A 26,556-nucleotide genomic window follows, 5' to 3' on the forward strand; every position below is an offset into this window, starting at 1 on the left:
TTGTATTACATCACCATCAAAACTACATATATTCGTAAATTAATCGGTTCATTCTCAGCATTTACTAACATACTCGTAAATAGTTTGATACTGCTTCAGAGAGTTTTTAGCCTCTGTCTCATGAATAGTCATTGGAGAAGGTTGTGTCACGCATTTAATGTAAGTCATCGTCATGCCAATACTGACAAATTCATACAAAAAAGCACCCCATAGGAAACCCATGAGGTGCTTTACGAATGACGACATTATCGGTTTTTGAATCGACTACTCGTCATCAAGCGGGATTAACTTGGTGCTCCCCCCTTTAGCTTTTTCACGACGATGCTGAATCAAGGCATAGAAGCCTGGAATAAGCAATGTACCGGCAAGTAGCACACACAGCAGTCCGCCTACAAGGGAAATACCGAGCGAGTTTTGACTCACGTGCCCTGCTCCAGATGCAAATACCAAAGGTATAATACCTAAGATAAATGACCATGACGTCATGTTTACCGCCCGGAAGCGTAATATCCCACCACGTACAGCGGCATCGTCAATCGGCCTATCTTTATCTTCACGCTCATTTTTAGCAAATTCAACGATAAGAATGGCGTTTTTGGCGGCGAGCGCGATTAATAAAACCAAACCTATCTGGGCATACAAGTTCAGTGGCGTTCCCGTCAAATTCAACGCAAGGAACGAGCCGAGCGTTGCAACGGGCACGACTAAAATTATCGCAAGTGGAATGGTCCAACTTTCGTACTGCGCCACCATAAACAAGTAAATGAAGATCAGCGCTAATGCAAAGGCAAAAATAGCCTGATTGCCTGCTAAGATCTCTTGATAGGCCATCCCTGTCCATTCATATTGGTAGCCCATTGGCAACACGTTTGCTGCTACGCGCTCCATTGCTGCCAACGCATCGCCACTCGAATAGCCCGGCGCAGGCTGCCCTTGTATCACCGCGCTTCGATACATGTTGTATCGCCATGCCACATCGGGTTCAAACACCTGTTCGTAATTCACCAGTGTGCTTAGCGGTATCATATCACCGCTTGCGGAGCGAACATGGAACAGCTGCAAGTCATCCATACCACTACGATATTCCGCATCCGCCTGCATCGTTACACGGAAGTTCTTACCAAACATCGTAAAGTCATTCACATAAAGTGACCCTAAGTTGCCCTGTAAGGTTTGGAATATTGATGATAAAGGAATACCAAGTTGCTGTGCTTTTTCTCGGTCAATATCCACGTAGTAATGAGGAACATTGGCACGGAACGTACTAAACGTATAGGCAATTTCAGGTTGCTGATTCGCTTCCTGAATGACCTCTTGCATGACATTCGCCAAATCGGTGCGACTACGTCCTAATGTGTCTTCTAGGACAAATTCAAATCCCGATGCTGCACCCATTCCTGGAACCGCAGGTGGCCCCATAGCAAAGACGACCGCACCTGGAATTTCCTGAGCTGCCATGCCGTTGATACGCGCGGCAATAGCATTAGCCGAATGATCGCCATCAAAACTATTACGTTCACTCCAGTCTTTCAACTTGATGAACATCGACGCTCCATTAGATGCTGCAGCGCCAGTCATGAACGCATAACCGTTGGCGACCGTCACACCATCAATGCCTGGCTCTTGCTCAACGAGGGCCATCAAGTTGCTTGTGGTTTCTGTAGTTCGAGACAATGAAGCGGAATCGGGTAACTGCACGTTAACCAGCAAAATGCCTTTATCTTCTTGCGGTACAAACGCCGTTGATGTCGATTTCGCGAAGAAGGTTACCGCCGTTAACGCGACGACAAAGAACGCGATGAGCAATAATGCTTTCTTAACTAGAAAACCCGCTATTTGCCCATACTTTAACGTAATGCGCTCTAAGCCTTTATTAAAGGTTTGGAACCAACGAGCCGTATTGCCTCCACCTTGTTTCAACACCAAAGAACACAGTGCTGGCGACAAGGTTAATGCATTAATAGAGGAAATAATTACCGAGATACAAATGGTCAACGCGAACTGTCGGTACATTATTCCTGTGATACCAGGTAACAAGGTTACCGGAATAAACACCGCCAAAAGTACCAGCGTCGAGGTAATGATTGGACCGGTTACCTCTTTCATCGCCATTAAGGTCGCTTTACGAGGTGATAACGTTGGATCGCGTTTCATGATGGTATCCACGTTTTCAATAACGAGAATCGCATCATCTACTACGATACCAATTGCCAAGATCAACCCAAATAAGGTTACCGTGTTAATGGTAAAACCCGTCATGTTCATGATGGCGAAAGTACCAATCAATGACACAGGTATAGCCACAACAGGTATCAATGTTGCACGGGCACTGCCTAAGAACAAGTAGGTAACGGCTATGACCAAAAGAATCGCTTCAATAAGGGTTTTTACTACCCCTTTAATCGACTCAGCAACAAAAATTGTTGTGTCATAACTGGTTTCGTACGCCATACCATCTGGGAAGTTGACACTTAAGTTGTCCAACATCGCCATCACAGCTTTGCCACTTTCCAAAGCGTTAGCATCCGACTGCAGTGACAACGTCACGATGGACGCATCTTGCCCTCTAAACTCACCGGAGCCATCGTAGAACTTTTTCCCTAATTCGACACGAGCCACATCTTTTAGGTATACCGTTGAGCCATCAATATTGGCGCGTAACACGACATTTTCGAACTCACTGACACTTTCTAAGCGCCCTTTGGTCACCAAGTTGAATTGTACTTCTTGGGGATCTGCATAAGGGGCTGCCCCCACCCGCCCAGCCGCAACCTGCACGTTTTGTTCAGCAAGCGCCGAGTAGACGTCCGATGTGGTCATTTTTAAGTTGGCGAGCTTGTCCGGATCTAACCAGACACGCATTGAATACTCGCCGCCCCCTATAACGCCCACTTCACTGATGCCCTTAACACGCGCAAGCTGATCTTTGATATTCAGGTTAACGTAGTTAATTAGGAATTTGTCGTCGTAGGTGCCATCAGGAGAATAAAAGTTGAGTACCATTAGCAAGTCAGGTGAACGCTTCTTCACCGTCACGCCAACCATACGCACTTCTTGAGGCAGTTTAGATTCAATTTGAGACACACGGTTCTGGACATTGACTTGCGCCATGTCGGGGTCAGTACCGATATCAAAAGTTACATTGAGCGAGTAAGACCCATCATTGGCACTTTTTGAAGACATATAAATCATGTCTTCTACACCATTCACCGAGGTTTCTATCGGATCGGCAATGGCTTCTTCAACAACTTCAGCACTTGCGCCAGTATAGTACGCCGTCACACTTACCGAAGGAGGGGTAATTTTAGGGTATTCCGCCACAGGCAAGACCGTTAAGGAAATGGCGCCTGCTAGCGTTAATATAATAGAAATGACCAAAGCGAACTTCGGTCTTTGAATAAAGAAACGACTTAACATTTAGGCACCTTGTTCGGTTGATTCCGGTTGCTCAACTCGTACAGGAACTCCATTCCTTACACGTTGTAGGCCCTGCGTGATCACAACATCGTTCGTGTTTAAACCCGCTTTGATGATGATGCCACTCTCTATCTGAGGCCCTAGTGCCACGTTGCGGCGTTCGGCAACATCACCTTCCATAATCACCATCACAAAGTCGCCTTCGAGATCAGTTTGAACCGCACGTCTTGGCACTGTTACTACATCAACGGGTTGTTTTTCCATTAGCTCAACGCGAACGTGTTGCCCTGGAAGCAAACGTTGACTAGGGTTATCAACAACCGCACGCATTGCCAACGTCCCCGTGTTAAGATCAATTCGGTTACCTAGAAAATCTAGCCTTCCTTGATGATCAAATAACTGTCCATTTTCAAGGATAACATTGACCGCTACGCCGTTTGATTCATCGGTTCCATCACCTTCTATTGAGTCCATCCCCAAAACTAAACGCTCTCGCTCACTAATGCTAAATGAAGCATAAATAGGATCCATGCTAACGAGTGTCGTTAGGACCCCAGAAGAAGGCGATAATAGGTCACCGGTACTGACCTTGCTATCAGCAATTCGACCAGTAAACGGTGCGCGAACTTCTGTATAAGAGAGATTTACCTCAGCAACTTTTAGCTGAGCTTGACCCGCTGAAAGTTGCGCGCGTGCACTCATAAGTGCCGCAGTCAATGCGTCAAACTCAGCTTGAGATATGTTATTGGCTTTAACTAGGTTTTGACCTCGAGCGAAATCTAGTTGTGCTTTTTTGAGGGTAGCTTCTGCTTCTGAAATCTGTGCATTAGCACTCGCGACTTGAGCTTCAAACGATGAAGGCTCAATGGAGTACAGCAGTTGACCTTTTTCTACGATTTGTCCTTCATAAAAGTGTCTTGCTTTTAAATAGCCAGAAACCTGCGCAGTAATAGCAGTATCCTCTACCGCATCCATACGACCGATATAAGACTTACTTTGCTGATGCTGAACGACACTGACCTCTTGTGTTTGTACAAGAGGTAACGGCGCAGAAGATTGATTAGCGTTATTATCACCACAACCCGTAAGTAACGCAGTTGTGATTAAACTTAGAACAAGTATTTTTTTAGGCATTGAAACACCAATTATATTTAAGTTGGAACAGGCAAGCCACAGTATCCAACGAAAAGTCATGTCAATGTCCGAGAATCATCAGCATGTTCAATGAAAGTGTTTCAAAATATAACAGTGTGTTTTTAAATGCGTTTCCTATTTTTCTTTCGGGAATGCAATGGAATATATCAGCATAAAATCAGCGCGAATTTCTTGCTCTAAATGCGTAGCCAACTCAGTCGGACAAAATATCATCACATTAACGATTTGCTCGCCAGTAGCACCACTAGAGAGATAGACATGAGGTTCAGATCCAGGCAAGTCTACACCTGCGTGTTTTTCAATCACACCGTTGTAACGACGGGCGACATCAATAAAGCTTTCGCTGTGATTTTCTATTTGAACGATTAGGTCAGGCACAAGTGGAAAGAGATTGTCAAAGCCCGGCACAACAATAGAAAAATGATGATAGACGTAGCGCTTCATAAAATTCAGGTTTTTCACCGCGTACGTGAAGAACATGCTATTAGGCAGCGTGATGGTTTTGCCAGTAAAGTGGTAATGACCATGATACAGGTCGATTTCCTGAACGACCGTCGCCATAAGGTTGTGTTCGATCACTTCCCCACTGGTCTTACCCACTTCTATCCAATCACCAATTCGAAACGAGCGTGAGCTTGCTCGTTGAATAGAGCCAGTAAAACACAAAATAATTTCTTTGGACGCGACCACTATCGCAACCGCAATCGCCGTTACCGACAATGCGAACTCACTGATTTCCGATTTCCACACAAGAAATAGAATCAAGACAATAAGTGCAAATGACCAGTTTTTGGTACGAGACATCCACTTACGTTGGTCTTCAGAGATAAATGCAACATCGCCGCGGATTGCGCCTAGCGTAATCCGACGGACAATGAGTATAAAGAAGAGAATTAAAGCACTTAGCAGGAGTTTATTTTCGTATAAATACGCTATGACTTTTTCTATGTCTTCCATGAGAGCCTACATCAATTATCGTTTGCCTCAACGATACCGAATTGCGGTCTCTTTCGCAATTTGCACTATCACTTTTACTGCTAATTCCATGCCTTGAACGGTAATAAACTCATGAATACCATGAAAATTGTAACCGCCAGTAAAAATATTTGGACACGGTAGTCCCATGAAGGATAGTCGAGCACCATCTGTCCCACCGCGTATTGGTTTGATATTTGGTTGCACGTCACAAGCGATCATCGCTTTTTCAGCAAGCTCAATAATATGTGGGTGAGGCGCCACCATTTCACGCATATTCGAGTAGTTATCAACCAGTTGTAAGCTCACTTTCGCGCGTTTACTGCCTAAGTCAAACGACGCCACCTTATCCTGAAGAAACGCTTTTCGTCTTGCTAGGCCTTCACTTTCGAAATCACGAACAATGTAATGCAATGTCGATTTCGCGACGGACATGTCTGCAGAACCTAAATGATAAAACCCTTCATAGCCTTGGGTTGCTTCAGGCGTTTCATCGCTTGGCATCTGCGCATGGAATCGTGATGCCAACGTCATGGCGTTAACCAATTTCCCTTTAGCGGTTCCAGGGTGAACACTGACGCCTGTAAACTCCACTGTCGCTGCTGCTGCGTTAAAGTTCTCATACTCTAACTCTCCTACAGGACCGCCATCAACCGTGTACGCCCAGTCCGCTGCGAATTTTTCAACATTAAAAAGATTCGCACCACGTCCTATTTCTTCGTCTGGGGTAAACCCAACCTGAATGTCGCCATGTGGAATATCAGGATTCGCCATCAAATATTCTACTGCGGTAATGATTTCTGCAATGCCGGCTTTATTGTCGGCACCGAGCAACGTTGTGCCATCGGTGGTAATAATGTCATGCCCATGTAAATCATGCAGATCTGGATATTGAATGGGTGATAACACTTCATCCCCTTTCCCTAGTGCAATATCGCCGCCAATATAGTTTTCAAGCAGCTGCGGTTTAACATTACGACCAGAGGCATCAGGTGCCGTATCCATGTGGGCAACAAAACCAATCGCTGGAATCTCACCTTCTATGTTTGATGGTAACGTCGCCATTAGGTAACCGTTATCATCGAGGCTGACATTCGATAGACCTAAATCAATCAGTTCCTGTTTTAAATACTCTACGAAATGCGTTTGCCCTGGTGTACTTGGGCAACAACCTTTAGATGAGTCTGATTGCGTGTCAAATGTGACATATTGAAGAAACCGATCCGTAAGACTTGCCATGTATTTCACCTAACTATTATATGTAATCGGGAACCATAATACGGATTGGAGTCATCGAGATGTTGAGATAAATCAGATTATATTACTTCAATAGAAATGAGTTCACTTAACATCCTCCCTATCACCTACGCCTCAAAAAACTGAGTCTGGGTTGATGCCTCTGGTTACTAAGCTGACTAAAATAATCCGCATAGTGGCACGAGATGCCACCTTATCACCGTAGGCAACACGATTATCAACTTGTGGGGCTGGAGCGCGTGTTTAATTTTGAAAGAGAGTGACAAGACGATGAACGATATCTATTTCATGTTTTCTTCTAAGTATGTTGGGCAAAATCCCCGTGTAACGGATGAGCAGTTTGAAGCAGAGAAAAAAAGACGCGAGCTCGTAGAGCAGAGGCAACGTGAAGGCGGCTTAGCTGACTAACCCCAACGTGAGCTTCGTGGGTGCTTCACTCTAGAAAATAAAGCGCGCTACCACTCATAAAAAATGGGCATCAACTCGCGTTGATGCCCATTTTTAGTAATCATTTAGCTTGCGGTTTATCGGTTAAGACCAATATCGCGCTGCATATGACCAGATAGTTCATTTGCGTAGTAAGTATTCTCTACTTCGCCTTTACCGAACATAATATCTAGCAGGTGAGTAATCAATCCTTTGAAGTTAACCGCGTAGGCTTTCTTATCCATAGAGGGTGCTAGAGCGATGGTTTCGATATTCATTGCTTGTGCCATGATTGCCTCTCTTTACAAATTCATTTTTCGTCGTTGTTGGGGCAATAATAAGCAACAAGACGTGGGTAAAAAAATGACAAATTTTGGAAATTGAGATTAGTTATTCTAATGAAACAGGCTTTTAACAAGCGTTATTTTTAACGATTCATATTTACCGCATAATTACCCACAAAACAACAAATCGGGCAAATAATTGCTCATTTACCCAAACTGTTACGCTCAATTGTTAGACGCTTGTTACTTAAAAATAATCCCTTTTCCTTTTAGAATTCAACCGCCTCTCGTTAACTGTTCTTATCCAGCACTTTAGGTAAATGACGCTCATGATACAGCGACGCTAATGTTGCTAGTACCATAGTCATCAATATTACGGTAAGGGATACCCAGGTAGGTATTGCCCAAGTACTTCCGACCAACAACATTTTGATACCGATAAAAACCATGACGAAAGACAACGCTGGTTTCAAGTAAACAAAACGGTTCATCATACCTTCAAGTACAAAATACAATGAACGTAGCCCTAACAAAGCAAACACATTGGCAGCTAATACCAAGAAAGGCTCTCTTGTAACGGCAAAAATCGCCGGGATAGAGTCAAGCGCAAACAACACATCCATAAACGCAATCACACCGATAACAATAAACATTGGCGTAAAGACACGTTTACCGTTTTCTTTCACCGACAATTTATTGCCACGGTAATCATCTGAAACTGTGAAGAGTTTTCTGATGATTCGCTCCGGTAAAGGGTTTATTTCATCTTCACCATGATCGCGTGCTAATTGTATACCCGTCCAGATTAAAAACGCCGCAAATAAGTACATGACCCAGTGGAACTGAGCAAGAAGCTGCGCCCCTACAGCAATCATGATTGCGCGCAGAACAAGTGCACCAATTACGCCCCATAGCAACGCTCTTGGTCTCAAATGAACAGGCACTGTGTATTGGTGGAAAATAATCGCGAATACAAACAAGTTATCGATGCTGAGCGACTTTTCAAGCAAGTAACCCGTTAAAAACGCAATGGTAGCTTTTTCAGCACTGTAATCACTACTTGGCGCGTAAACGTCCCAATAAAAGTAAATTGATGCAGCAAAAGCAAACGCTAACAGGAACCAAAAACCACTCCAAAGCGCAGCTTTGCGAATAGTGATGAGTCCACCACGGGTTTGATAAATATCTAACGCGACTAAACCTAGCGTTAATACTAGAAATGAAAAGTAAACAGATAAGGGCATACGTCCTCCAGGCAGAAGGACGATGAGTGAGTGTCGACCTTCCGCAAACCAATATACACTAGAGTGAAAATGCTCACTCGAACTTGATTGCGTTGGTCTCGTCAAAGCACACAAGATGCTCTTATTTGCCGGATAAGCATTAGCTTAACGAGATGACGACAAATAATTTAGGTGACTACTCCCCAAAACGGGCGGATTGTATGCCTGAATTTATAGGTTGTCTACGAATTTTTTGGAAACAATTTTCCAGGGGACAGAAATGCAAAACCAGCAATAAAGATTGCCGGTTCATAGGGGGGACTACATATTTTATAGCATTGATTTATTTATGCTTTTTCTTTATCGATTGTTTTTTGATTGGTTTCTTTCCAATACTGAATACGACAACGATGAAGTCGAGCACGTCTCATTTTTTTCATGGGTTAATTCCTTCTCTACTCTACGCATTCCAAGTTACTTAGGTTATGTAACAGTGAAATGACAACCGTAAGACTATTGTGTGACAACGTTAAAAAGCTGGATTCGAAATCCATTCGAGCGAAATCTGCTCCTTGCCACTTTTCATACAGAGCCTATCTGTAATGAACCTATCCTGAATCTCATTTTTATGAATCCAGGTAAATAGTTTAGAGTCAGAAATGCGATGTAAGTTCAAAAATTCAACCAGTTTCTTATCGACTTCATCTGGGGTGGCGTTTCCCAGCAAATCAGGAATATTGAATTTTTCTTGGCCAACCGTCACTTCTTCTAACTGATAATTATCAACACGAAGATTATAAGGAATACGTGTATAGTGGTATGGCATCATATCAGCGATGAATTTAATGCGAGTCACCTGCCCTTTTGTAAGGTGTATTTCCGCATTCATTGGCACGCCGCGATAATCTAAATCAAATCCACAGTAATACTTGTGCTCTGTTTCTCCGCAATCATAGACATCCACTAATGCTTCCACATCCTTCAAAGCCCTAATCTCAATGTGTCCTGCGATGAAGTCATCGATCCAACTGGCTTGTACATGGAAAGCAGCCATGAAATATAGCAACGTAGTAAATAGCATATTCTTAAAGAGGATATTCTTAAAGAGAATAGAGACGGGGTTATGTCGCCTATCTCCAACCCATAATCTCATTGGTTTTTGCATGCTCTCCTGCCTTATGTGCATGATGGCAAGTTGATATTAAAGCGACTATTGCCCATCAAGCTCTCTCAGCTAGGTCACTGAATTTACGTTAATTCCAAAGATATGCTGTACTATATCACCTCACCATCGTCTACTTCGCAGTTTCGCATAAATTTATTCCTCATTCCGTTCTGAATAACTGAGGAATCTGATAGAATTTATTCGTCTTATTCAAATATAAAAGCAGTCATGAACGTTACTCCACATTCCCTTTCGATTCTCGTTGCCTGCACTTTACCGCTCATTCTCACTGCATGTAACAGTGATGACACAGTATCGCTCGGAGATAGAATACCACCAGCTCCAGTCAAAGTGTTTGGGCCAGAGTGCAACACCGCCAGCACATCACAAACTGTACGTTTTATACATGTTGCCGATCTTCACGGTCATTTTGGATTTCAAGAAAAATACTACAGCAAAATCAAAGCCGTCCATAACCAAGCACTTTCTGAACAACCCTATACGTTGTTTACCAATGGCGGTGATGATTATGAAAAAGGCTCGGTTGCCGAGCAATTATCACGCGGGGACGCGACTTTGGAAGCGACGCAAGCGCTAGCTTTTGACTATCGTGTTATTGGCAACCATGACTTTGCATGGGGGCCCGAACAACTGCTCAAATACTCAAGAGATGACGTCGCAACCGTTCTTGCCTCCAATACTGAATATGACGGAAATGATCCACAAGGCTTTGATGGTGTGAATTTTGCCATTGCTCAAGTTGGTTGTGTGAAAATTGGCTTTTTTGGTATGACTTCTGGCCCTTGGAATGAGTTAGATCAAGAGGTAAAACCTCAAACTGATTTTATTCCTGATTTCAGCATGCGCTGGGACTGGAACGACAGAGCAAGACAATTAATCAGCGACTATGCACAAGACGTTGACTATATGATCATGCTCAGCCATTTAGGATTTGGTACCGATAAGGCTCTGGCGACCTATGTTGACGGTATTGACTTAATTCTTGGTGGGCACTCTCACGCCACGCCAGAAGCGGAATTAATCAACAATACCATGGTCGTGCTTCCCGATTTTAACGCTAAAGGTTACACCGATATCGAAATCACCTTCAACCTTAGTGATAAGTCAGCGGTCATCACTCAACCGATTGTCAGTACCGACATTGAGCTTACCTCCAGTGTCGATCAAACCACACAAAACAAAATTGATACGATTCTTGGTCGCTATGCACCCGATGCCCATACCGAAATCGCCGTCTCGAAAAGCCAGCCAACTCGAACACAGATGCGAGATATCTTATATAACGCCATGCGCTCTTTTACCAATCCAGAGACGCAGGAGTATTTTGAGATTGATGCCAGCATTCTTAATGAAAATGAAATCGAAGACAGTGAAATTTGGGCGCCTGGATCTCTCACACAAGAGCATTTCCACCGCTCCTATCCAATAGAGCGCCAACCAGCAAATACGCCTGGATTTACTGCTCTGTATCAGGTCCAAGTATTGGGCTCTGAGCTTAAGCTCATGGTTGACGCTAGTAGTCAATTGCAATATAACGGCCCTAATATCGATGAGGTCGATGATCAAACACGCTATAACGTTGCCTTGTTTAAATCAGCCGCATGGAACCCTGAACTATTTTTCAATGCCAATTATTATGAGAAAGAAGACGCGGTACTCATTGCTGAAGCCTGGCAACTTTACGATGTTTATGCACGAAATCGTACCGCCAACTGCCAATTCATAGATTCAGACGACGTACTTTATAGCTGTGACGATGACGCAATCAACGCGACAACCATATGGAACTTCAATGACCCCGACAACATATTCAATGGCGAACAAAGTCAACGATCATCCTTGTCGCTACAGACAAATACAGGCGAACTGGCAGACTGTAATAGCGCTATTCTGACATGTGGCACCACCGATGCATTGGGTATACCTGATCTTCCTGATGGTTCTACAGGTAATGTCATCAAGCTCGAGGCGCTTATCGCTGATGAAATTGGCGAGTTAGCGTTACAAACAACACACGCCGCAAATGGAGACTTTGCGTCACAAGACCTGATTTCTAACTATACCTTGGCTTTTGATGTACTTTGGCCAGAAAGTAGTAGTAATGAATATCGAGCTATCTTGGACGCCAATGATCTCAATAATAAAGTCGAAATCTACCTGAACGAAAGCAATCAACTAGGACTGTATTCTCAATATGCGGGAACGTTTATGCCGAATACTTGGTATCGTATTGCCTTGGTGTTTTATACCTCTGAAACTGGCGATGTGGTCTACAAACTCTATGCGGATGGTAAGTTCATTTCAACAATGCGCTACAGTGCTGGCGAAGGATTTAAGTGGGCGATGAATAAAAGCACCATGCGTTTATTTACCGATACTGAATATCAAAAATACGAAGCTGAACCTGTTTACTTAAACGCGTTGTTGTTCACGCCAAGACCACTAACCGATGTTGAAGTGGCCAGTTTGGGCACAGCTAAGAGTTCGCTGACATTCACTCCAACCGTTCGAGAACTCAACCAAACGGTGGAAAGATTTTATGAGAATGCGCCTGAGGATTGGGCGCACAAGTGGATTAAGCAACGTGCTAAGTTTATGAGATCTACGTCTAGCCCATCACAAACGCAGGACTCACAAACTATCCGGCTCAAATAAGTTGTTGAATTACTTAGCTCATGGGTTAATACGCGGTTAAACGTTATAAACTAATGAGCTTTATAAACCATATAAGCTTTATAAACTATTAAGCAGCCCTGAGTCTTCAGGGCTGCTTATATAACATCGCTCTTAATAATAGCTGGAGTAGAGCCTCAATGGGTCAGGTTGAAGCTCTGCACTCTCCCATGCTGGATCAAAGTGATATTTAAAATAAAGGTTGAACAGACTCGGTTGATAATCACTAGAAAACTGTTGAGAAAGATAACCAACCAAACTCCAGTGGTCTGTCATTTTATATTCCGTATACAATTGCACGGCACTACTAACCCCCGAACTAGTTGTTGCGCTCCCCCCCAACAGATAAGGAGCGTCAAAACTCGCATTGGAAAGCGATACCGTGCCCCGAGCCCCGTATGTCCAATCGTAGTTATATCGTCGATAATAAGAGACGGGCAATGAAACCGACACATAAGACTGTGGGCTGTAGTAATTACCGTGACCAACCACAACCTCATTGACGTTTTTATCGTATCCCATATAGAACAGTGAACTACCGATGGACAAGGCTTGATCGTTACTGCTTATTAGGTTGTAGTAGCCACCAAACATACCCGATAGCCTATCGTTGTCTGCAACGTTTTTTCCGGTTAGTTTGTGGTACTCACCGTAGCCCCAAAAACCATAGGGCCGCCCATCATTCCACGAGGCACTAACTGTACCTCCCGCGCGCGTAATACCTCCAAACTCCGTCACATTGCCACGGCGATCAGCCACTTCCAAACCGGAATAAGAAATCAAGCTAGACGTTACGGGTCGTTTACTAATGCTCGCGCGCATGGAAACATCACCAAATGTACTCGTCCCTTCGACCCCACCTACCCAATCACTAATCCGAAAACCAATGGGTGTAGTGCCAATATCAGCGCGCCACTGCGACGCTTGCCAACCTACAGAAAATGCTTGCCCAACACGGCTTCGTTCAAAGTTAACACCTTCGTTATAATAAGTTAACTCGCCGCTATTAAGGTAAACACTCTCCGTGCGTAGTTTTAAGTGGCCATCCCAATCAGGCATTGCGATGCTCAGCTCAACAGGCGCAGTTAAAAAAGTGGCTCCATTTGGCACGGAATTAAATTCTGCACCAAACATCACGTAGCTTTGATTTCTTTCCCGCAGTACATCAAGCGTCGAAATTAAGTCATTGGTCATCCATTGATCGTCGGCATTTCTATACGCCGCTCTCATCGAACGTGTGCTTGTCAATTCATGGCGTTCTTTATCATCTAACAATAAACTCTTTTCCGCATAACGCTGCACCAGAGCCCTGTCATTCATTGCATTCGCTTCTTCTTGAAGCCGCCAATAATCAAACGCTGTGAATGTTTGCTGCGTTGAATGATTATTGAAAAAGTTAACGTAGGCTTGATTGCTGGTTCTTATCGCGGCGATTTCCGCCGTTATAAACTGCTCTTTCGTTAGTAACCGTACTCGATCTGCTGATGCGTTAATTAACTGCTCCGCATGATCTGGGGATTGACTGACCAAAGACAGATAACGATCCGTTCCTAGATTAAAGCCAGAGTTGATCAGTTCGACATACAGCTCAGCCGCTCTATCAGGTTGCTTATTTGCTAAATACTGGTCTGCTTTAAACGCGAGTTCTCTATCATCGATGACGGAAACATTCATTTTCCGTTTTCGGGCTTGAGTATAAACGGCATGATGTAACTCACCCTGATTAAGGTCAAACGTCACCTGAGAATAAAGCACTAATTCATAGTCTTGCATTGCAGAAACATCCACCGATGCTAGTGCCTCATTGGCGACATCTTGGTAGCCAAATTCGCTCCACAACACTATCGCAATTGGAAGGTTTTGCTCGGCAACACGATCGATATAAGGTGATATTTCTTGCTCATTTGCACTTTTCTTTTGTAGTGTTTGACGATGATATTCCAGCGTAATTCTGGTAAATGTGGCTTGCTCTGACGGTGTGAGGGTTGTTAACTTATTTTCACTAACAATCCCATAAGCCTCGGTCCAACGATTCTCTGACACTAAAAACAGGGAGAAGGCATGAGTATGCTGCGCATCCTGATGTTCAATGTATGCATGACGCATCATATAATCTGCAAGATCGCGCTCTTCCAAGCGGAGTAACTGTTCGGCAATGTCTTTTTTCAACCAAGGGAGGTAGGCTGTACTCGCAATAACGTCCTGAAATAACGGCGACTGCTCTAGTGAAGGAGATAATGAATTCACCTCCTTTAAGCGGTTTAAAATGACCGTATGTTCCACACTCGCCGAAAAAGACTGTAGCGCTTTGCGCTGAGGACTGGTTAACGTATTTATCGCGAGCATTTGACCTTCTGCCCCGAGTGTAGGTTGATACGTTTCAACCCAAAGTTCTAGAGCACTCGTACTCAATGGTTCTAGCGCGATGGCCTTTTGGGCCCATTGATTAGCTTGTTCAAGATCCCCTTTACCTCGTAAAATTTGCCCTTTAAATACATACGCTAAGGCAATTTGACCGTCAATTTCTAGAGCCTTATTAATGTAAATTTCCGCCTGATTCAGATTTTGGTTGACCATTGATTGGCGAGCTAAGTCGATCGATTGCCAATATTCGATAGAGCGTTTTTGTGATGAATAAAAGTCCGCTAAATCTGGATTATCATCACTGGCTTTTGCTTGTTTCAGATACGCCAATGCCGCCACGTAATTACCGCGTTGAAATTCATGACGGCTCAACGCATCAAGAATATCAGGATCATTCGGCCACGTTTTATTAGCAACGCGCAGCGCTTTGAAACCTGAGGCGGTGTAGTTCCCTTGCCTTATTTCTGCCAGCGATCGTCGCTTTGCACGATAGCGAGGGTCTTTTCTCAAGTTCTTTTCTGTCGACCAGCGGCTTGTCGCGGTTTCGTATTTTTGCTGAATAGATAAATCGTCGGGATGATAGCTCGCCACCAGCGAATAGGTGTCAAACCATTGTTGTGAGAGTGGTTGTGAGTCCAACTCATTTAGCCACAAGCTACTTGCAAAGGCGCCCAACTGAGCATCATTGGCTAAGTTTTTATATATTTCGATGGCTTTCTTTTCATCGTAGTAACGGGCTAAGTGACGAGCCAAACGAATTTGAATTTCACCAACGTGTGGAAATGCCGTATCGAGCGCTTGGTATCCCTTAAGAGTTTCATCGGCATGTTCAGGAAAGGTCGATAATAAGTCCAGATATTCCAGTTCGTAAGTAATATCGGGGCGGCCAGAGTCAAACAAAGCATTGAAACGGGTTAGTGCCGCAGCATTCTGCCCACCTTTTTGTAGTAATAATATCTGGTTAAAATCACTCTTTTTCTCACCGTTAACTATTAAGTAAGATTCAAATGCTCGGATAATATCTTTATTATCCAGCATTTTTACTTTTGCAAGCAATGACGTCGCCAAATCAAACTGATCGTTTCTTACTAACCAGCGTCCTTTGGCAAACAACGCCTCTGAGTTGGTTGGTTCGATCGCTAGCCAACGCTCGACGGCAGACAGTACCAATTCTTCGTCTTTTTTTAGTTCACCAATAACAATTTGGTTTTCTAACCACGAAGGCGCCGATTGGTAATATATAACAGGTGCATTAGTAGCAGCACAAACCGGCACTCCCCCGAGTAAAGCGAGCGTACATAAACCTGAAGCAAAATTGGGCACCCTTAGCATTATTTAGCCTGACTAGTAGATTTCGCCTGACCATTGGTTATGGTCTGAGTACTGGCTTCTTCTTGATAGCGAGACGGTTCATTTTCCGCCCAAGGCAACATCAATTCTCCCTTAGGGCTAAAGCGAAATTTTTCCAAGTACCACGCCGTCCCAAACATCGCCAACACATTGTTATAATACTCGTCATCTCGGTCGGTAATGAGTTGAGCGAGCGTGTCTGAATAAAAAGTAGCAGCGAGATCATCATCACCATTAGCGGCCAAGAAAGGTAGCATCGCAGCTTTGAAACCAATAGGCGCAATGCCTTCTGTCAAACCCTCGTTCGCAAACGTCATTAACGGCACCTGCTTGTCTGTATTGATTTGCTTCGCAAGCGGTTTCAAAGACTCTAGGATGACCGTTTGGTTATCCATACCAACCGGCATCATACCCGCCCATAAGTAGGTCCGAATAGCGTTGTAACTCCCTTCAGATGTTGTTTGGTTGTCATAATAATACTGGCTACCATCATAGAGTACCCAGTCAGGGCTTAACCCCTTATGCTGAGTTTGTAACAAGAGCTGCATTGAGCCAGACCACAGTTCGTGCCAACGTTTGTCGCGAGATGAATGTACGAATTTTGCCAGTAGAGGTAACGGAACATAGCTAGGGTTGAGTTTCACTACAGAATTACTGATAAAGCCCTGCTTCCCTGGAACGAGCTGCCGATGACCCGGTGTCAAACTAATGGTTTCTTCCGCAAGGATGCGCAGCGCTAACAAGTGTCCGACATTTTGATAGTAATCGCTTTGCCACAAACGTCCTGCTTCGATCAAGGTATAGGCTATCCAAAGATCAGAATCTGACGCCGAATTACTGTCTAATATTGTCTGTCTATTTTCGGAAGTTCCCCACAACCATGCAGGCAATCGAGCGGTCAGGTCTCCTTCAGCAAGGTGATTGCGAGTCCACTCATACACCTCATCAAACGTTTTTCGATCATTTTCTATTAACGCAAAGAATAATGCATAAGATTGTCCTTCTGAGGTTGTGATTCTTCTTGCATCAGAACCGTCAACTACTCGCCCATTATCAATAATGTAAACGTCTTTAAATTGCTGCCAGGTAGTCTTGTCTTGTGCCCAAGCGAGTGAAAACGAAGCCATACATAGTAAAATGGTTATTAACCTAGTCATTACGATGCTCCATAGTGCTACCTAACCGGCGAGAGGCGTAGGCTCGAAGCATTCTCCAAGCCAATAATGTGAAGCCCATAACCAAAAGCAACGCGACCATTACCATCACCATCGGTCTATCGGAAAAGTGATACCAAATTAAATCATAAAGAGGCAACGAGCCAACAAAATAATGGTCTCCGATTTGATAGCTGGTAATATCGTATTTGGTAATCGCCACCGCTGAACCCGACAATTGCTCACTGTTCTCAGTCAGCGCCTTTTTCAACAAGGGAATGGACTGCTGATTACGTGCTGACAAAACGGTGACGGTTCTATTACTTGTCACGGGTGACTCGAAACTAGCGATAGAGGCAAACCCACCGCGCGTCGACAAATGCGCAGAAACCGTTGCAGGCTGCCCATTAAACTTAGCTAAGTCTTGCGCATTACCTTTTTCTGGCTTCACAGCGGCAGTCATAAACTGGCCATCTTCCGAGGAGTTAACGTAGGCCAATGACTCAGAAGCTAGTCCAAACTCGGTTGCAGACTGCACCCCTAAAACAAGGATATCTTTGTCGGTAAGTTGCGTTTCATCCCACGTATCTAGCAAAGTATACCGATAAGCAGGTAAACCCGTTTTCTTAGAAATAAATCCTACGGTTTCTAACAACAGTTCGATCTCTTTATCGCTTGGTTGCGGCGTTATTACGATGGCTGTTTCAGATAAATCCGCCATTTTTGAATATGGGAAGCCTGAGCTTGCAAAAACCTGACTATTTGGCATTCGTATGTAATGTGGAAACCCGGAGAAATCTACCGTGGAATTACCATCAATAGCCGCATATTGAATCGAAGATGAACTACCTTGGCATTCCCCCGCGACACTTTTTGCGAGCTCAAAGTTAAAACCTACTGTATTAGTTGTTGCCGCTTTGAAACCCGGTATTTTAAGGTTTTGAGACTCCGAAAAAGACTCACTTCCGAATACTGGAAGTCGCCATATCTGTTGCTGCTTGCTCGTGCCTTCACTATCAAGAGAAAACGCGCGAACAAAACCATCGTTCACTGTCACACTCAACTTCGAGCCGACTGTACCCTCTTGAGGAGGTGAATGACGATAATTCAATCTTAGCGGTATTGAATTGTCATTCCAGGTAAACAGATCGGGTGGTAACGTGAAACTCACATTTATAGGCGCTAGATTTACTCCCTGACTTTCAAGTTGGTAACCACCCTCAATTAATTCTGAAAACCTAACAGCTCGATCTGTTGGTAACCAATTTGGCGCATCGTATGGTTGGCGTACTTGTAAGTTTTGTACTTGATTAACATAGGCAACCTCACCAGCCATAAGCTGATTACTCGCAGCTAACCCTTTAACAGCCAGAGACAATTGCAACTCATCAGCACCCAAGATTAATAGTAACTTTACTTTCGGGTTATCGGGATGACTAACCATCTGAATCGTTGGTTGCGTAATACGAGGTAAATCTTTTAGGAACGCCGGTCTGGCGTTATTGGTCGCAAACACCACCGCATGTCGACCCGGCAGTGTATCGCTGTAAACTGGAAACTCAATATCTCGCCACTTTACATAGCTCGCAAAATAACTTGCCACGTTAGATACGGAATGAATATTGGTTAGAGATAAACCTTGTGGCACCACGAACGGAATCGTAACGTCATGAAAATCACGGGCATCAAAAAAAGGTGCCGGCAATAAGCTGAGCTCATTCGCAATGGCTAGGTTTCTAACATCAAGCTGGATTGCGCTTGCTGAACTCAATTCCCACCACAACGCAGGGTCATTGCCATCACTACACTGGGCGTCGATCTGGCCATTTAGTTCAAACTTTAATTGGTTATAATTTTTAAAAAACCGTCCATCTAACGCTATGGTTTGACTTTGCTTTGGCGTAGAAGGGTCACTATCGATTTGAATCACATCCATAAGTTCATTATTCAAAAACACTCGGAGATGCGACACTGACGCTCTAAGTGCGGGGGATGGATAAAACTCCAGATGTAATGACCCACCTGTAATTACTTGGTCTAAACGAGATCCAAAGCCAAGATACGCCACGCTTTGGTTACCTTTCATCGCAATAGATGAATCCCCAGCGATATCAGCAAAAGTGTATTCGAGTTTGCCATGTTCCTGAGATGATATGGCGGTATCTATCTCGGATGCAGAAAGTATCGACGACATCATACTCAAAGACAAAATCGAAAGCGCTCGCATTATTTTCATTATTACTTCCCTACACCATCCACTTTGGTCTGAATGACGTCAAAACCAAAACAAACTTTTCCATTCCCATATACGCCCTTTGAATCATCATAGGGCTATAATCCACAATTTTTCGAAATCCAATGACACTAACAAACGCCATACCTTTTAAGCTTTCTAGTGGTCTATCTTCATCATACGATTTTTGCCACTGAGACCAGGTATCAGAACGAGCAAACGTACACTGGATGAAATGTTTCTCCTTCTCCAGAGTCATCGGCATGAGTTGAGTCCCTACTGTACCGTCACGACAGAACTTAATTTCACATAAAAACGATTCTGTGATGCCATAACGTTGCAATGCGACGTGTACTTTATCCCCGACATTCAGCTTAATCTCCGGATGAGTATCAAACCCTAGTCCACCAAAAGAGAAATCTTTTAATTGTGCAGGATAGTGATGCCCATCAATAGTGCTAAAAGAAATAGCGTAATCCACATCGATCCGATGGGTTTGGCGAACTTGTTTCTCTTCCGCAGCAACCGCTAAGGCAACCCCAAGAACAAATAAATTATAAACCGTCCAGAATAAGTTAACGAGAACGGTTGTGGTTTGAGTAAATTCATCATCAAATAAGCGATAAATTCCTACACTCATACCCAATACATTAAGCAGTAATAACGCAATAATCGGCTTACTGATATTCCAATCAAAGAAGCTTGTTTTTATCAAGCCCCCTTTTTCTGTCACATTAAATGTACCTTTATTTGGTGCGATTAATGCAACGGTTGTCGGTATCGCTATATACCAAGCTAATACGGTTTCGTACACTTCGCCCCAAAATGAATGACGATATTTCCCCTGTATTCTGGAATTCGCTACATTCGCGTGGAAGATATGCGGAAGCACAAATAAAACAATCGCTAACGCTGGTGCATAGATGATGTAAACGTCTAGGAGTAAAAACGCTAACGGCGCTACCATAAATACAAGTCGTGGTATTCCACTTAGGAAGTGCATCATGCCGTTTAGGTAACACAAACGTTGTTGCCATTTTAGCCCGCGACCAAACAGAGGATTGTCCACTCGAAAGATTTGAGCCATCCCTCTTGCCCAACGAATCCGCTGTCCAATATGAGCCGAGAGACTATCGGTCGCAAGGCCCGCGGATATAGGTTCTTTTAAGTACGCACTTCGATAACCAAGACGATGCATTTTCAGTGCGGTATGAGCATCTTCAGTGACAGTTTCTACGGCCACACCACCAACTTCTTCTAAGGGTGCCCGCCTCAATATTGCACACGAACCGCAAAAAAATGTGGCGTCCCACATATCGTTACCATCTTGAATCAAACCATAAAACAGGTTCCCTTCATTGGGCAATTTTCTAAAGTTAGATAAGTTTCGTTCAAACGGATCGGGCGAGAAAAAATGATGAGGGGTCTGCACTAACGCCAGCTTTTCATCTTTGAGAAACGCGCCCATTGTGACTTGAAAAAACGCGCGGGTAGGAATATGGTCACAATCAAATATCGCTACAAACTCCCCAGAAGTCTGTGCCAAAGCATAATTTAGGTTGCCCGCTTTCGCATGTTCGTTAGTAGGACGGCGAATGTAACCCACCCCAACTTGCTCCGAAAATGCTTGAAAGTCATCTCGTTTTCCATCATCAAGAATATAAATATTCAATTTGCTCTTAGGCCAGTCTATCGTCTTAGCCGCTAACACCGTTGCCCTAACCACTTCTAACTCTTCGTTATAGGTAGGGATATAGAGATCAATCGTCGGCCACTGCTTAGTTGAAGAAGGCAACAATATTGGCTTTCGATTGAGGGGCCAAATTGACTGAAAGTAACTTAACAGCAACACAAGCCAAGAATACGTTTCTGCCATGAGCAAAATTAATCCAAGGATCATATCTAGATCCTTATCCCAATTAATCGTTGAGCTATATCTCCACCAAATGTAACGGCAAGACGCGATGAGCGAAAGAATAATGAGAAGTAGATTCGGAAGCCGGCCTTTTAGACCCCGTATAGAAAAAGCGATGAGCGCTAGCGTACCAACAAATACCATCTGCGCAGAAATAGAAAATGGTACCGTTAAACATAAGGCCGTTAGGATTAGTAAGAGACTAAATAATAGTGGGTTCGGTAGGACTCGATTTGCCCCCTTATCTGAGCCTATTGAGTCTAATTTAGTATCAAGCGACGACACAACGGCTTGAGTCAAGTGTCGCAAACTAGACATACATTGGCTTATACCTTTGCCTAGTACTTTTAGGTGAACAACGACGTACCACTGTTCAAAGTTAAAACTCTGCTTAACACACAAAAGCCAGATCAACTGTACACACACGCGGATAGTATCAGTCACTTTAAAGTGGTCAATATCCACATGTGGGAATGTCTTATCCCAAGTTTGACGCTCTAAAGGGTGTCGAAGAAATGCCTTAGAGAACACGAACAAAACGAACAAAATCAGATGACGTGAACCCAGTGAATACTCAGGTATTTGCAAAGACTCAGAGAACGAGCGATACACCTCAGGGGAAACAAATGTCTTAGCTACAATCATCGCAATTGCCCTAACGTTGTCTCTGTTCCAAGTATGACATGGTTACTGTCGCCAACTGCTTAAACTCTATGTGGCTTTGAGAATATGGTGCAGACACCATGACATTTGATAGTTCGGCAAATGTCTCTTGGATAGATATATCGAAGTAAATATATGAGGATAGTAGTTTATCGCCTAGCATCTCCTCTAGGACTAAAGTGAGATCAAGGTTTAAACGAACATCGTGGCGACATGCATTCATAACAAAACGAATATTATCAGTTGTATCATTAGCTTGTAACCATCTGGACAACGTCATCACAGATACCGGGCTAGGGTTAACAACCTTAATAGCCAAATCACATTCAATACCATAATTTTCCAGACTAATGCCCACTGGCAACAGTATTATTATGCTATCGAACTTAGATGGAGCAGTGCTAAGCATTTCAGTTAACACGTTAACCGCTATTTCAATATCGAGCGAGGCATCACCATAAGGTAAAAAGTAAGTCCCCGCTGGGCTTTTAAAAAGAGCACTCTTCCATGATTTCCCTAGACTATATACGTTAGACCAACCATCACTATCTAGTGCATTATGACCAAACCAACAACCAACCAAATTTCGAGAATCAAGCTCAATGAATAAAACCTTTTGGCCTCGTTCGGTATAAGAAGCAGCTAAATTGGCGGCGACTGTACCGGCTCCGGAACCACTATTTATCGCTTGAACTGAAATTACTGCCATTTATCACTCGCTAGTACTAACAAGATTATTATTTGTCGCAACCTCCTTAATGTGCACCTTATTACTTATGATACTTTCACCTAAAGGTCGCTTACTTAAAAATTGCCACTTTTCATAAGTGCTTTCTAACTCTTGATTTTTCGTTATATTCTTATAAGAACTACAATCTAAACCATACGCTTTATAAATTTGTGAAATGTCCGACGCACCGTTAATCATTGCTCTCCTGAATCTATTTGTCTATACAGATTCAGCATAGTACACTACTTTTAACAAAACAGCAGCCCAAATGAGATCTTTAGTTAATGATTCAACAAGTTATCGGGTTCGATTCATGGAAAAACATGCACTTGCTCGCAATTAATGGTTTTAATATACCATTAGTCGAACGGCAATTTTCCGTATTGCTATCAAACATAGCTAAAGGTGAAATCTTACCAAAAGAACCCATCGATGACTCATCAACGAAGCACCTCAAACACGTATTAAACTCCATGTTTTCCGAGATATACTTGCCAGAAAACACATTATCGGCTGCTTGTTTTTTGGATGACTTAACTCAGATAAAAAACATTGAAAGCCATCATTACGCCATTATTATTGACCGTAACAACCTGAAACAGTTTGATGTAGGGATCATCATTCAAACATGTATGGATACATTTCAAAACCTGACTATAATCGTCGTTAATTCGGATTCTTCCTACATTCAAAGTGTTATACCTAAATCATTGATATCAAACCGCTTCTATCTCGGTGAAATATTTTCCATTCAAGGAAATACTTACTCTAATGTAATTAAATATCAATCAGGTGACACTCGGGTATACAACAAAGCATTTAAACTAGACAGTTCCACATCTAGTCATTCACTTGCTGAATCACTGCCTGTATTTATCCACCAAGCGGCTGCGCCAGAACATTTTATTATTACTCATGGTTACCATGCCTTTAGTTGTAGCAGTGAAATAGAATCCAGCATCTCTAACATACAAAACGCCGTCATTATTTTTACCTGTCAGAGTTTTCAAGAGATAGAGCGAGTCACCAGAGAAGTCTATACATTCAAACAAAAGTTTGGGGAGTCGTTACGAATTCTTGTCAAGGAAGGTACACCCTGTATTCGCTACAATGATTTTCATATGCTCATTAATGCGGGTGCGCAAAATATTATCGAACATTATCGCTCTGATTCAGTAATTTTTGACCAAGTACGCCTTGCCTCTCTCACGACAATGGACCGCAGTAACGTAGCTTTAACAACACTCGAAAGCTTCTTCCAAAGCCCGTTGAATCACATTGGATTTCAGGAATTTAATGTGTTTATGGACGTGACCAACAACGTCGTTGACAAAATTAAGCATTCGCAACTAGAGTTTGCCCTGGTGGAACTGATTCCTTTTTCATCTGTTTCGATTGCAGAAGCAAAAAGTTACTGCACGTTGAGGCGCAAAGGAGATATAGCAACGACCCTCGATGGTCGTATTGTGCTGTTTTTCAGCTCACTGAGACTTTATGAAGTATCCCAAGCGTTAAGTAATGTATTTTCTATTTCGACTACTGAGATTTTTTCTCAAATAAACACGTTAACGACGCACAATGACATACTTGATAAATTGAAAGAGCTTAGTCAACTTAGTCACTCAACTATACAAGCGCCTTCTCCTAACGGGCTGGTCAAGAAGACAGTATTATCGAGTAACAAAGCCGTTAAGGTTGACTGGGAATCAATATGAACATTAATGAGTTTTTCATCGTGGCTGGTTTCTTTACCGGGGTTGGCATTGCTGTTTGCCTTTTCGCACCCTTGGTATTTCGCTTAGTAAAAGTCTTCTATTTACTTATTTTTAAACGCCCCAAATATTTGAAGAAAACCAAATTTTAACTATGAATACGACCTCTCGCACATACTCTTGGTTCCTCGGCTGGTGGACAGTCTATTTCGCATTAAAAGTTTTTCTGTTTTGGAATGACACGCTGAAGTTTGACGCTCTTTATAATTTTGCATTACTTGCATTCGTCACGTTTCCGATCCCGAATCGGTGGTTAAACCGAACCCGTCATTTGATGGCAATAATTTTCGCTTTACTGCTCTTGCACCATGATTCGTTTCTTCCACCGCTTGAGCGCTTAACAAGCCAATGGGATCTCATTCGCCAATTTGATTCCACTTATTTGCTGTCTCTTGCTATCGATTTCGTTTCCTTTGATCTCGTCGTATTAATCTCACTTGCAAGCCTCGGTTATTTATACCTCAACCAGATTTTTCGGTTATCCACGTTTGTGATTTTGGCCATGATCGCGTGTACGATTCCACCATCATTATGGCAGCCTATCGCTGCTCCAAATGTTGTACTATCGGGAAATGATAACAGCGGATTAGATCTCCCCCTTTCGAGCCAGGCAGACATCAACGACGTTCAAATTGATACCTCAGCTGAAGGGCTTAATCGCTATCTTACGGATTTCTTTTCACTCCAATCGAGCTTAACTTCTTCGTTGTCATCGATTGAAAATATCACGCCCAACTATGACATTCTGTTTATCAATATCTGCTCATTAAGCTGGGATGACTTAGAATTCAGCGGCAACATTGATCACCCACTATTTGAAGAACTTGATATTGTCTTTAACAAGTTCAATTCTGCAACGTCTTATAGTGGGCCTGCAGTATTACGCATCCTTCGAGCTAACTGCGGTCAACAAAGTCACGCCGCTCTGTTTGATAACAAGCTAACAAAACAGTGCTCGTTGTTTGACGAGTTGCATCGACTCGGGTTTGAGAAAGAAGTGTTGATGAATCACGATGGAAAATTCGACGGATTTAACAAACATATTGCGAGTAATATTGGTCCTTTTACCGCTGCTGTAAATGTCGATGAAATGCAACCATCACAATACGCGTTTGACGGAACCAAAATTTATAGTGACCAAGAGGTCTTATCTAAGTGGAATAGTATCAATCACGATAAACCGACCGTGACTTTGTATAACACTATTAGTATTCACGATGGCAACCGTGTGATTGGTGAGTCAGGTTCACGCCTAGTTACATACAAACGACAACAAGCTAAATTGCTTGATGAACTTTACGCCTTTTTTCAAAACTTAACAGCAAGTGGACGTAATGTTGTTGTGGTCCTTCTGCCTGAACATGGTGCAGCGGTGAGAGGCGATCGCATGCAAATTTCAGGAATGAGGGAAATCCCAACCAAAGCCATTACCTCTGTCCCGGTAGGCGTAAAATTCTTTGGTAATGCGACCATAGTGGAACAGCAGCAAATCACTGTTGATACACCGGTTAGTTTTTTAGCGATCAGTGACTTGATAGCCAACATCGCGTCAAGTGGCATCTATCAGGGAGAGAGTGTCACTCTCAACTCACTCATTGAGAATTTACCGCAAACACCGGTCGTATCCCAAAACCAAGGAACAACCATGCTAGAAGTTGATGGTAAGCAGTTCTATAGCTTTGATGAAACATCCTGGACAGAGTACAAACAATGATGTTGAGCCCAAGATAAGTATTAGGACAACATAAGTATTAGGATAACATAAGTATTTTGGTCGCT

Annotated in this window: 16 protein-coding genes; 4 read left to right on the forward strand and 12 right to left on the reverse strand. The window is 43.2% G+C overall.

Annotation, left to right across the window (positions count from 1 at the left end; translation table 11 throughout):
• Positions 1-264: 264 nt before the first annotated feature.
• The 4 genes from M9196_RS04395 to pepT form a co-directional block, all read right to left on the reverse strand.
• Positions 265-3,417, reverse strand: coding sequence for an efflux RND transporter permease subunit (locus M9196_RS04395; protein ID WP_250616320.1), 3,153 nt, complete (start codon positions 3,415-3,417; stop codon positions 265-267).
• Positions 3,418-4,551, reverse strand: a complete 1,134-nt coding sequence (locus M9196_RS04400; RefSeq protein WP_250616321.1) for an efflux RND transporter periplasmic adaptor subunit — start codon at positions 4,549-4,551, stop codon at positions 3,418-3,420.
• Positions 4,552-4,686: 135 nt separating this feature from the next.
• Positions 4,687-5,529: a mechanosensitive ion channel family protein gene (locus M9196_RS04405; RefSeq protein WP_250616322.1), complete on the reverse strand. Its 843-nt coding sequence runs from the start codon at positions 5,527-5,529 to the stop codon at positions 4,687-4,689.
• 27 nt (positions 5,530-5,556) lie between these two features.
• Positions 5,557-6,786: a peptidase T gene (gene pepT, locus M9196_RS04410; protein WP_250616323.1), complete on the reverse strand. Its 1,230-nt coding sequence runs from the start codon at positions 6,784-6,786 to the stop codon at positions 5,557-5,559.
• A gap of 288 nt (positions 6,787-7,074) precedes the next feature.
• Here pepT and M9196_RS04415 point away from each other — a divergent pair, with 288 nt between their 5' ends.
• Positions 7,075-7,212, forward strand: coding sequence for a hypothetical protein (locus M9196_RS04415; RefSeq protein WP_250616324.1), 138 nt, complete (start codon positions 7,075-7,077; stop codon positions 7,210-7,212).
• 116 nt (positions 7,213-7,328) lie between these two features.
• On the opposite strand, the gene M9196_RS04420 is transcribed toward M9196_RS04415, so the two are convergent.
• From M9196_RS04420 to M9196_RS04430, 3 genes are all read right to left on the reverse strand, one after another.
• Complete coding sequence (locus M9196_RS04420; protein ID WP_250616325.1) at positions 7,329-7,520, reverse strand: hypothetical protein; 192 nt, start codon at positions 7,518-7,520, stop codon at positions 7,329-7,331.
• A gap of 284 nt (positions 7,521-7,804) precedes the next feature.
• Positions 7,805-8,758, reverse strand: a complete 954-nt coding sequence (locus M9196_RS04425; protein ID WP_250616326.1) for a TerC/Alx family metal homeostasis membrane protein — start codon at positions 8,756-8,758, stop codon at positions 7,805-7,807.
• 508 nt (positions 8,759-9,266) lie between these two features.
• Positions 9,267-9,902: a hypothetical protein gene (locus M9196_RS04430; RefSeq protein ID WP_250616327.1), complete on the reverse strand. Its 636-nt coding sequence runs from the start codon at positions 9,900-9,902 to the stop codon at positions 9,267-9,269.
• Between the two features lie 228 nt (positions 9,903-10,130).
• Between M9196_RS04430 and M9196_RS04435 the strand changes: the two genes are divergently transcribed.
• Entirely contained in the window at positions 10,131-12,578 is a 2,448-nt protein-coding gene (locus tag M9196_RS04435; protein ID WP_250616328.1) for a metallophosphoesterase, read from the forward strand.
• Between the two features lie 132 nt (positions 12,579-12,710).
• On the opposite strand, the gene M9196_RS04440 is transcribed toward M9196_RS04435, so the two are convergent.
• The 5 genes from M9196_RS04440 to M9196_RS04460 are packed head-to-tail and all read right to left on the reverse strand — an operon-like array spanning position 12,711 to position 22,984.
• On the reverse strand, positions 12,711-16,292 hold the full coding sequence (locus M9196_RS04440; RefSeq protein ID WP_250616329.1) for a cellulose synthase subunit BcsC-related outer membrane protein: 3,582 nt from the start codon (positions 16,290-16,292) through the stop codon (positions 12,711-12,713).
• Positions 16,292-17,467: a cellulose synthase complex periplasmic endoglucanase BcsZ gene (gene bcsZ / locus M9196_RS04445; protein WP_250616330.1), complete on the reverse strand. Its 1,176-nt coding sequence runs from the start codon at positions 17,465-17,467 to the stop codon at positions 16,292-16,294. The genes M9196_RS04440 and bcsZ overlap by 1 nt, the downstream gene beginning before the upstream one ends.
• The gene (gene bcsB, locus M9196_RS04450) at positions 17,460-19,700 is read right to left on the reverse strand and encodes a cellulose biosynthesis cyclic di-GMP-binding regulatory protein BcsB (RefSeq protein WP_250616331.1); all 2,241 of its coding nucleotides are present in this window, start codon (positions 19,698-19,700) and stop codon (positions 17,460-17,462) included. Before bcsB ends, bcsZ begins: the two co-directional genes overlap by 8 nt.
• A 10-nt stretch (positions 19,701-19,710) precedes the next feature.
• Complete coding sequence (gene bcsA, locus M9196_RS04455; RefSeq protein ID WP_250616332.1) at positions 19,711-22,257, reverse strand: UDP-forming cellulose synthase catalytic subunit; 2,547 nt, start codon at positions 22,255-22,257, stop codon at positions 19,711-19,713.
• Between the two features lie 10 nt (positions 22,258-22,267).
• Positions 22,268-22,984, reverse strand: a complete 717-nt coding sequence (locus M9196_RS04460; protein ID WP_250616333.1) for a cellulose synthase operon protein YhjQ/BcsQ — start codon at positions 22,982-22,984, stop codon at positions 22,268-22,270.
• Positions 22,985-23,289: 305 nt separating this feature from the next.
• Between M9196_RS04460 and M9196_RS04465 the strand changes: the two genes are divergently transcribed.
• Positions 23,290-24,720 carry a BcsE family c-di-GMP-binding protein gene (locus M9196_RS04465; protein WP_250616334.1) on the forward strand — a complete coding sequence of 477 codons (1,431 nt, stop codon included), beginning with the start codon at positions 23,290-23,292 and terminating at the stop codon, positions 24,718-24,720.
• Between the two features lie 151 nt (positions 24,721-24,871).
• On the forward strand, positions 24,872-26,491 hold the full coding sequence (gene bcsG / locus M9196_RS04470; protein ID WP_250616335.1) for a cellulose biosynthesis protein BcsG: 1,620 nt from the start codon (positions 24,872-24,874) through the stop codon (positions 26,489-26,491).
• The last annotated feature ends 65 nt before the right edge of the window (positions 26,492-26,556 follow it).

The organism is Vibrio methylphosphonaticus (assembly GCF_023634655.1).
Lineage (GTDB): Bacteria > Pseudomonadota > Gammaproteobacteria > Enterobacterales > Vibrionaceae > Vibrio > Vibrio methylphosphonaticus.